General features: G+C 49.3%; 7 protein-coding genes. 6 read left to right on the forward strand and 1 reads right to left on the reverse strand.

Annotated features, from left to right (window positions below):
- The 4 genes from AQR02_RS08520 to AQR02_RS08535 form a co-directional block, all read left to right on the forward strand.
- On the forward strand, positions 1 to 1,437 hold a 1,437-nt coding region (locus tag AQR02_RS08520; protein WP_082451732.1), incomplete at its 5' end, for a glucose PTS transporter subunit IIA.
- On the forward strand, positions 1,434 to 3,191 hold the full coding sequence (ptsP, locus tag AQR02_RS08525; protein ID WP_054940202.1) for a phosphoenolpyruvate--protein phosphotransferase: 1,758 nt from the start codon (positions 1,434 to 1,436) through the stop codon (positions 3,189 to 3,191). The genes AQR02_RS08520 and ptsP, both read left to right, overlap by 4 nt.
- Positions 3,192 to 3,384: 193 nt before the next feature.
- Complete coding sequence (locus AQR02_RS08530; RefSeq protein WP_082451734.1) at positions 3,385 to 3,918, forward strand: sigma-70 family RNA polymerase sigma factor; 534 nt, start codon at positions 3,385 to 3,387, stop codon at positions 3,916 to 3,918.
- Complete coding sequence (locus AQR02_RS08535) at positions 3,908 to 5,329, forward strand: DUF4179 domain-containing protein (RefSeq protein ID WP_054940203.1); 1,422 nt, start codon at positions 3,908 to 3,910, stop codon at positions 5,327 to 5,329. The genes AQR02_RS08530 and AQR02_RS08535 overlap by 11 nt, the downstream gene beginning before the upstream one ends.
- 81 nt (positions 5,330 to 5,410) lie before the next feature.
- Here the strand turns inward: AQR02_RS08535 and AQR02_RS08540 are convergent, their stop codons facing one another.
- A complete protein-coding gene (locus AQR02_RS08540; RefSeq protein ID WP_054940204.1) occupies positions 5,411 to 5,935 on the reverse strand; it encodes a type 1 glutamine amidotransferase domain-containing protein in 525 nt (174 codons plus the stop codon).
- A 211-nt stretch (positions 5,936 to 6,146) separates the two neighbouring features.
- Between AQR02_RS08540 and AQR02_RS08545 the strand changes: the two genes are divergently transcribed.
- Positions 6,147 to 6,599 carry a hypothetical protein gene (locus AQR02_RS08545; RefSeq protein ID WP_054940205.1) on the forward strand — a complete coding sequence of 151 codons (453 nt, stop codon included), beginning with the start codon at positions 6,147 to 6,149 and terminating at the stop codon, positions 6,597 to 6,599.
- Positions 6,600 to 6,961: 362 nt separating this feature from the next.
- The coding region (locus AQR02_RS33805; RefSeq protein WP_245237233.1) for a LacI family DNA-binding transcriptional regulator at positions 6,962 to 7,269 on the forward strand (308 nt) is incomplete at its 3' end.

The following is a 7,269-nucleotide window of genomic DNA, read 5'->3' on the forward strand; positions in this document are numbered from 1 at the left end:
GCCTGGGTCATGCTCGGCGTATCACCGCTCTTGCAGGATGTGCTGGATATTTTATTCCGGGATATACAGGCCGCCGGCGGTTTTGGGGTCTTTGTATATGGCGTTTTGTATAGGGTCCTTACAGCCTTCGGGCTGCATCATATCCTGAACAATGTATTCTGGTTCCAGCTGGGCACCTTTACCACTCCTGACGGCAGTGCGGTCGTGCAGGGGGATTTGCCGCGTTTTTTTGCGGGTGATCCGACAGCAGGCGTCTTTATGGCCGGTTTGTTCCCGATTATGATGTTCGCCCTGCCGGCGATTGCGTTGGCTATTATTCAGGAAGCACGGGAAGACTTGAAGCCCAAGATTAAGAAGACTTTCTTGCGGGCAGCCCTCGTCTGCTTTTTGACAGGGGTTTCGGAGCAGATTGAGTTCGCCTTCTTGTTTGCTTCCCCTTATTTATTCGGTCTGCACGTTGTGATGTCGGGTCTAGCTATGGTGCTGACCTATGCGCTGGGCATTCATCACGGGTTCTCGTATTCAGCGGGAGCGATTGATTTCTTCCTCAATCTGCATCTGTCGCAGCGGGCCTGGCTGCTGATTCCGATCGGCATCGGCTATGCCATTGTTTACTATAACCTGTTCCGCTGGGCGATCCGCCGCTTCCAGATTCCGACACCGGGACGCGAGGAAGGCTCGGAGCTGGGAGATTGGGCAGGTAACATTCCATATCAGGCACCGCTGATTCTGGAAGCTCTGGGCGGCAAAGAAAATATTGTCCAGGTACAGGCATGCATCACACGGCTAAGATTAACGGTACACAATGACCGATATATAGATACAGCGGCACTGAAGGGCCTTGGCTCAGCAGGGATTATCAAGCTGGGCGGCGGTAACGTGCAGGTGGTGTTCGGGACTTACTCCGAGCTGATCCGTGAAGAGATCGATAAGCTGATGCTTCGTGATCTCCCGCAGGTGTTGTTCTGTTCACCGATTCAGGGCCGAATGATGCCAATTGAAGAGGTGCCGGATCATATTTTTGCAGCTAAGCTGGTTGGAGACGGAGTTGCCTTTTTCCCGGAAAAAGGAGAACTGGTTTCGCCTGTCTACGGCAAAGTAATGCACGTGTACCCTACAATGCACGCAATAGGCATTTCAACGCCTGAGGGGCTGGAGGTGCTTATGCATATAGGGATTGATACTTCGCAGCTTAAAGGGCCGTTTGAGGCGCTTGTACAGGAAGGTGACAGTGTGGAGCCGGGACAGCTGCTGGTCAGATTTGACCTGGCCTTTTTGCAGGAGCATGCAGCTTCACTTGCCACCCCAATGGTCATTACCAACCCTGACCGTGTAAAATCCTGGAGCTATGCTCCATTCAAAAACGTGAAAAAGGGGCAGTCGTCCGTAATGTCCGTGGTACTACATGAGAGTAATGTTGGAGGGATCGAAGCATGATACAGGGCATAGGCGCAGCAGCAGGTGTAGCCATCGGGAAGGCCTTTGTCTTGCCGAACTGGGAATGGAGCCTGCCGGATACGCAAGTGAATCCCGTGGATCTGGCCAAGGAGTTTGAACGGCTATATGAAGGCATCCGTACCTCTAAAGATGAAATAGAATTTATTAAAAAAGAATTCCGTGAGGTGGTAGGTCCGGAAGAATCGAGTATCTTCGACGCTCACCTGGCTATCCTGGATGATCCGGTATTTATGAGTGAAATCCGCGGGATTATTGAACGTCAATATAAAGCGGCTGAGGTAGCCGTTAAGGAAGCAATCGATCACTTTGTTGCAATGTTCGATCTTCTCGACGATGAGTACATGAAGGAGCGGGCCGTTGATATCAAGGATGTCGGAAACCGCCTGCTGAAGCATCTGCTGGGGGCGCCAGAGGTGACGCTGCCGTCGGATACACAGCCGTATATTCTGGTGGCAAAAGAGCTTTCGCCTTCCCAGCTGGCTCACTTGAATCCGGTTTATGTGCTCGGCATTGTTACAATGATGGGCGGCAAAACCTCCCATTCCTCGATTATGGCCCGGGCGCTGGGTATTCCGCTGGTTGCGGGCCTGGAGAACAAGCTGACGAGCCCGATCCAGACCGGGGATATGCTGGTGATGGACGGTGAGACCGGGACGGTGCAGATTCATCCGGATGAACCCACCGTACAGGCCTACGCCGCAAGACGCGACAAGCAGCAGAAGAAAAAAGAACAGCTCGAGCTGCTCGCGACGGTGGAAGCCATCACCAAAGATGGTGCGTCTCTGCATCTCGCCGGCAATATCAGCTCAGTCAAGGAGCTGGATATGGCGCTGAAGTATGGAGCCGAAGGCGTAGGGCTGTTCCGTACAGAGTTTTTGTATATGGACCGCCACTCGTTCCCGACAGAAGAAGAACAATTTGAAGTTTACAAGCTGGTTGCCGAGAAGGTGGGCAGCAACAGCGTAGTGATTCGTACCTTGGATATCGGGGGGGACAAGCATCTGGATTATTTCCAGCTGCCTGAGGAGCAGAACCCGTTCCTTGGCTACCGTGCAATCCGCATCAGTCTGGATCGCAAGGATATGTTCAAAACACAGCTGACTGCGATTTTGCGGGCAAGCCATTATGGAAATGTCAAGCTGATGTTCCCGATGATTTCTTCGGTAGAAGAAGTTCAGGCGGCCAAAGCCATACTGAATGAAGTGAAGAGTGAGCTGGATGAACAGGGAATTCCCTATAACCGTAAAATACCCGTCGGCATCATGATTGAGGTTCCGGCGGCCGTTATGATTGCGGAGCTGCTGGCGGAGGAAGTTGACTTTTTCAGCATTGGTACAAACGATCTGGTGCAATATGTACTGGCGGTTGACCGGATGAATGAGCAGATTGCCCATATGTACCACCCTTATCATCCGGCCGTACTGCGCATGATCCGGATGACCGTACAGGCTGCACGGGATGTTGGCATCGATGTTAGCGTATGCGGCGAGATGGCTGCTGATGAGCGCTCGCTTCCGCTCTGGCTGGAGCTCGGCATCCGCACTCTCAGTATGTCTCCGCAGGCGCTGTTGCGGGTGAAGCACCGCACACTCAATACATTAGCCGCGGAAGCTAAAGAGACAGCCAAGGCTTGTTTCCGTCACCGGACAAGTCTGCAGACGGAAGAGCTGCTAAGCGCGTTCGCCGTACGAAGCGGAGCTGCATCTGAAGCACCGAAAGAGAAGACTTTGTAATGATCAGGCAGCCACAGTATATTCGATGAAGTGAAGGGTCCGGCGGATACGCCGGGCTTTTTGCGTTACTGCTATAAGTTTGCTTTTGCAAAAAAAGTAAAACCGTTTTCACCACAATAGAGTCAGTATAGATAGAAATACATAAAGGAGCGCTTTTTGAGGCTGTTGTAGAGGGAGGCTGATTAAACAGAGTATGGAAAACCTGATGGAAGGTGAACGGATTAAGTATGGTGAAGAAAGCGGCCAGGCTTTTATCGGACTAGTCTCGGCGCAGAAAAGAATACTTTACGGAATAGCATACAGCTACTTCCGGAGTGAAGCGGATGCACTCGAAATGCTGCAGGAAGCTACGTACCGGGCCTGGATGAAGCGCAAAAGTCTCAAAGATCCGGAACGGTTTGCACCCTGGGTCACACGAATACTGATCAACTGCTGCAAGGATGAAATGAAACGTAGAAAGCGGCTGGCTTCCGTAAAACCTGTCCATAACGGCAGTGATGGAGTGATGGAAATGACCAGTGACCGCAAGCTGGACATGGAGCAGGCACTCGACAGCGTGAAATTGAAATACCGGCAGGTGCTTGTGCTGAAATATTACCGTGATATGACCCTGACAGAGATTGCGGAAGTGCTCGGCAAGCCCGAAGGGACGGTCAAGACTTGGCTAAATGAAGGGTTAAAGCAGCTGCGTGACAAAATGAGAGGAGGGCTTACCAATGACCGGTAATGAGGAAAAGCTGCTGAAGGATTACTTTGAGGGATTATCCGGGCAGGTGGAGGAAGTGTCGGAGATTAAATTGCAGGCGGCAATACGCAGCGGGATGTCAGAACCTGTTCATTACCGTATTTCTTCATTCAAAAAGCGGTTAACAATAAGTATTGCGGTAGTTATGGCTGCTGCCCTGCTCTTTATTTTCCCTTGGATCGGCCAGCAGGTGAGGCCTCACAGTGCCCAGACTCCGCCGGAAATGGTCCAGGGAGCTGGAGAGTTTGACGAATACCGTGTAGTGGCAGGCATTAATCCTGCTGCATACGATAACACTACCGTATTTTCGGCGATCGAAGCAGGTTTGATACAGCACGTCAGCGGTGCTACAGCCCGGCAGAATGGATTTGTGCTGACGGTAGACGGAATTGCTGCAGACCGTATGGGGATTATTATCTTGTACTCCCTGCAGAATAATACAAAACAGAGAGCCCGCGTGAATTTTTTGCAGCTAACAGGAACAGGAGATAAGCCGGTGAACAATGTGCTTGGATCGGGCTGGAATGCCAAGGATGTGCCGGCCGGCACTACGCGCGGATATGAAGTATTGCAGTGGGGTGGAGAGTTCAGCTCGCTGCCGGACCAAATTACGTTCGACATAAAGCTTGGGGAGTATAAGCTTGCGGATTTCGGAGATACGCTGGCGCAGCTGTCCGTGCCAATCCTGCTGGATAAAGAGCAGCTGGCTAAAACAGGAGAAGTCCAAAAAATAGACCAAACTTTAACTATTGCCGGGCAGGATATACAGATTAATGATGTTTACCTTTCAACAACAGGTGTTTATTTGGATTATGCCTACGATCCGCAGAACACCAAACAAATCTTTTCAATGCTTAATCCGCAGCTTTTAATGGGCAGCAAGGGTGATTTTACGAATCTGGCCTTGCTTCACACACTGGAAGTTAAAGGAAGTAATCGTTTGGTATTTGCGAACGATAGCCGTTACAGCCAGCCGCTCAAGCTGCAGATCGGCGGAATTCTGGCGCTGGATAAGGATGCAACGGAGCTGATTATTGATACGGAGAAGCAGGAAATAATTAAGGCGCCCGACAATCATTTGAAGATGTCACTTTACAGCACTGAAAAGGGTTCTACAATGATTTTGGAATATCTCCCAGCACCAGCAAAGCAGAGATTATACAATTCCCTGATGATAAGCAGTGAGTTTACGGATGCAAATGGCCAGGTTTATTCGGCCAGCCAATTTGATATCAGCATTCCGCAGCGCCAGGAGTCAGCGGAGAAAAAGTTAATCCCACCGGTGCATTATCTGGGTCTGGGCAGCAAAAAATATTCCCAGCCGCTGACGTTCACGATAACCGGCTATCCTAATCCAATAAAGGAGTCACGAACACTCCCCGTCCGCAAATAGCAGCCATAAAGCATAAACAGCCCTGCACCTCAGCAAGCAGTAGAGGCGGGGGCTGTTTATCCTTGTAATAATTACGGCGGCCTATTCCCCGGCCAACGCATCACAGAATGCCTTACCGTAAGGCGGAAGATCCGGCGGACGGCGGGCAGAAATAATATGTCCATCCGTAACTACAGGTTCATCCTTCCAAATAGCCCCGGCATTCTCCATGTCATCACGGATACCGGGTGTGGAAGTGACGGTTACTCCATTCAGGATCTTAGCGGAAATCAGTACCCACCCGGCATGGCAGATTTGGCCGATCGGCTTCTTAGCTGTGTTAAAATCCTGCACTAGCTTCAGTACGGCGCTGTAACGGCGGATTTTATCCGGTGCCCAGCCACCAGGCACAAGTATTCCATCATAATCTTCTGCATTCAGCTCGTCCCAGGAATATTCGGCTGTAGCGGGTACGCCGTATTTACCGGTATAGGTTTTGCCTTTCTCAAGGCCTGCCAGATGAACCTCGGCGCCTTCTTCCCTCACACGGTACACGGGATACCAGAGCTCCAAATCTTCAAACTCCTCATCGACAAGCGCGATAACCTTTTTACCGGATAGTCTCATGATTTTTGCAGCTCCCTTCACATCATCATATCCTGTTTATTCTATCAAATTTGAAATATGAAGTCATCTCGAAACATGAAAACCTTTGCTTTATTTCCAAATAAATCATTTTATGCAAATGGGAAGGGATTTAAGGAGGAGAGGGCGAATATAGCTATTGAAAAGGCGGACTCACGTGTTTTTTCAATATTGAGCCTGAGGTGTGTGGGAGATGTTAAAAGATAATCTGGTTAAAAAGTCATGCGGCTGCGGCGGAATCATGACCCTACATATGCATACGCTGATTTACAGCGCAAAGATCAAAATCACTCATGTTCCGGTCTATACATGCGGCATCTGCGCCCGTTATGAACCCTTACCCTTCATTAAAAAGGAACTGGGTAAGCTGATTGGCGAATTAGGAGAGACTCCACCCAGACGCCATCTTTCCTTCGCAGACCGGAATGAATGGGCGAGTGTACTTAAGGAAGCTTTTACTTCCGGTCAATTTCCCGGTGGAATGACTGAGCTTGAAGAAACCATTAATAAGTCGATTCAGGGACGGATCGATGTCCTTTTGGACGTGTACCGGCTGTCAGCGGAGCTTGGTGATCATCAATGGATGGAAGAAACTGGTTCTAGATTGTCACAATTGACACTTCAATCGGCAGAAAGTGCGAAATGAAAAGTTTTTTCTGCAAAATCAATGAAAATTTTTCACGAATGTTGGATTTTTCACGGACTTTTTGTTACGATAGAAGCAGGTTCAGATTATCGCTGATTTCGGCAGAACCCCTTGCTGATGTCTCCAGCATTTTTCGTTAAATTACAGCAAAGGGAATCAACGCCGTACCGATAGCCTACTGGAAATCAGTGGAGGGCTTTATTGAGGGAATTGGAGATAGAACCGCGCCAGGATAAGCTTTTTGCTCCTTTGAAAGAATTTTGAAAGGAAAATGAAGCGTTATCATTGCACAATTGTACAAAGTGTCGTATCATAATTTTAATTAGTCGAACGATAAAATTTATCGCAATGGAGAGAGTAATTTGACGGTAACCATTTACGATGTAGCTCGCGAAGCAGGCGTATCTATGGCAACGGTATCACGGGTTGTGAATAATAACCCTAACGTGAAGCCGCAGACCCGGAAGAAAGTATTTGAAGCAATTGAACGTTTGGGCTATCGTCCAAATGCTGTGGCGAGAGGTCTCGCCAGCAAGAAAACGACAACCGTAGGGGTTGTCATTCCTGATATCTCCAACTCGATTTTTGCAGAAATTGCACGCGGGATTGAAGATATTGCCAATATGTATCATTACAATATTATTTTGTGTAATGCCGATAAACGCAAAGA

The organism is Paenibacillus ihuae (assembly GCF_001368795.1).
Classification (GTDB): domain Bacteria; phylum Bacillota; class Bacilli; order Paenibacillales; family Paenibacillaceae; genus Paenibacillus_AQ; species Paenibacillus_AQ ihuae.

Excerpts from the sequence above, each read along its gene's own strand:
- ptsP (WP_054940202.1), top strand. The coding sequence starts at position 1,434 with ATGATACAGGGCATAGGCGCAGCAGCAGGTGTAGCCATCGGGAAGGCC.
- AQR02_RS08530 (WP_082451734.1), top strand. The coding sequence starts at position 3,385 with ATGGAAAACCTGATGGAAGGTGAACGGATTAAGTATGGTGAAGAAAGC.
- AQR02_RS08535 (WP_054940203.1), top strand. The coding sequence starts at position 3,908 with ATGACCGGTAATGAGGAAAAGCTGCTGAAGGATTACTTTGAGGGATTA.
- AQR02_RS08540 (WP_054940204.1), bottom strand. The coding sequence starts at position 5,935 with ATGAGACTATCCGGTAAAAAGGTTATCGCGCTTGTCGATGAGGAGTTT.
- AQR02_RS08545 (WP_054940205.1), top strand. The coding sequence starts at position 6,147 with ATGTTAAAAGATAATCTGGTTAAAAAGTCATGCGGCTGCGGCGGAATC.